General features: G+C 54.1%; 2 protein-coding genes and 1 rRNA gene. 1 reads left to right on the forward strand and 2 read right to left on the reverse strand.

The window, feature by feature from the left end:
• Window positions 1–507 precede the first annotated feature (507 nt).
• Window positions 508–966 carry an SRPBCC family protein gene (locus BT179_RS08615; protein WP_072430722.1) on the reverse strand — a complete coding sequence of 153 codons (459 nt, stop codon included), beginning with the start codon at window positions 964–966 and terminating at the stop codon, window positions 508–510.
• A 151-nt stretch (window positions 967–1117) separates the two neighbouring features.
• Here BT179_RS08615 and BT179_RS08620 point away from each other — a divergent pair, with 151 nt between their 5' ends.
• Complete coding sequence (locus BT179_RS08620; protein WP_072430730.1) at window positions 1118–1519, forward strand: lysozyme inhibitor LprI family protein; 402 nt, start codon at window positions 1118–1120, stop codon at window positions 1517–1519.
• Between the two features lie 114 nt (window positions 1520–1633).
• On the opposite strand, the gene rrf is transcribed toward BT179_RS08620, so the two are convergent.
• Window positions 1634–1749 (reverse strand): 5S ribosomal RNA (rrf, locus tag BT179_RS08625).
• Window positions 1750–1948 lie beyond the last annotated feature (199 nt).

The raw sequence follows: 1948 nt of genomic DNA on the forward strand, positions 1-1948 counted from the left end.
CCCGGCGGCCAGGCCCTCGCCGCTGATGGCGCGGATCGGACCATGGGTCAGCGCCTGGCATGATGGGCCACTTTTACTCAGGCAAAAAAAACCCGCCGAAGCGGGTTTTTGAGGACCAATTTGACTCCTTGTCTGGCATTCCATGCCTGGTCCCATCATCCATGACCCCAAGCACTCCCTGTACTCAGTGGATGGACACAGATTAGGCCCATCGCTGATTTGGCAAAAGACGAGAAAGTAGCACCGATGTGTAAGCCTTTCGCTATACCGCTCAGCACAGTTTTTTATGGGCAAAAAAAACCCGCCTAGGCGGGTTTTTTCCAAGACCATTACGACTCCCTGTCGATAGCCATCCTGGCATGGTCGATCGTCCCTGATCCTGAGCACTCCCTGTGCTTCAGTGGATGAGTACAGATTACGCGTCGGATCCAAAACGAAACAGACGACATAACTACCATCTCGTGTAGGACATTCGCCATAGCCACCTTCCGTAAACCCTTAGGTAACTCAGGTATTGGCCAGAAACTCTTCGATATTGGCCATTTGTTCGTCCCAGCCACGGCTGTCCATGCGAAAAGCCTTGAGTCGACGAGCTTCGGGGATACCACTGAACCCCGACTCCACCACCTTCAGCAAGGTTCCACCGTCCATATCCTCCAGCTCGAATTGAACACGCGTTTCGGGTTCTTGGGAGTAATCGACCTCGGGCTCAATGGCGTAGGGGTGCCACCGAAAGGAGAAGAATCGCTCGGGCTCGACCCGCTCCACCGCCACATCCCAGGTAAGGTGCTCATAACCGGGATAAGTGATCCTTCCTTGGGTACGCTCACCTGCCACAAACCGTTTGCCCTCCAGGGCTACGCCAAACCACTGCCCGAAAGTTTCGGCATTGGCCAGGGCCCGCCAAACCTGGGAGCGCGGCACCTTGAGCAGGATCTTTCTTTCGATGCGATCGGATAGATGCATGGGTCACCTCCTGTGTTCAACAGTAGGCCTGTAAGACCACGAGGCCAACCGGAAAGTTGTATCTGTCTGCGGTTTGACAGTGCGACGGCGTTAAAACGCCTGGGGCGAGGTAAACTCCCCCGGCATTTTTTACCTTCAAGGAGAGATGATCATGTCCTCACGCTTGCTGCTGGCCCTGGCACCGCTGATTCTTGCCAGCGTTGCCCAAGCCGATGATTGCACCAACGCCATGACCCAAGGTGAAATGAATCAATGTGCGGCCCAGGAAAAGAAGGCCGCCGATGACGAACTGAATCGCCTGTACAAGCAAATCACAGCACGCCTGAAGGACAACCCAGGGGCCAAGCAACTGCTGGTCAAGGCACAACGGGCCTGGATCGGCTTCCGTGATGCTGAATGCAATTTCTCAGCGTCCGGGGTCGAGGGTGGCAGTGTTTATCCACTCATTTACGGCAATTGCGTCACCGCCTTGACCAAAGCACGCGTCGAGACCTTCAAGACCTACCTCAAATGCAAGGAAGGTGATCTGAGCTGCCCCGTGCCTGAGGCATGACTGACCTGATGCAAAAAGGATGAGCTTTCAGCGCATCCTTTTTCTGCACAGGTGATTCAGACCAGAAAAACAAAACCCCTACCTGCATCAGCAGATAGGGGTCTCGGAATTTAATCTTGACGATGACCTACTCTCACATGGGGAAACCCCACACTACCATCGGCGATGCATCGTTTCACTTCTGAGTTCGGGATGGGATCAGGTGGTTCCAACGCTCTATGGTCGTCAAGAAATTCGGTAGCCAGCGCGTGCCTTGCGGTCACGTTCCAGCGAATGGGTATGCGATAGTTTGTGTGTTGCCTGCAAGCACGTTCGAACTTTCGGTTCGTTTCGTCTTCACAACACCGCAATCTGGTCTCTGTCGAGTCGACAGATTGCTTGGGTGTTATATGGTCAAGCCTCACGGGCAATTAGTACAGGTTAGCTCAA

This window comes from Pseudomonas sp. NFACC43 (genome assembly GCF_900119645.1).
GTDB lineage: Bacteria > Pseudomonadota > Gammaproteobacteria > Pseudomonadales > Pseudomonadaceae > Aquipseudomonas.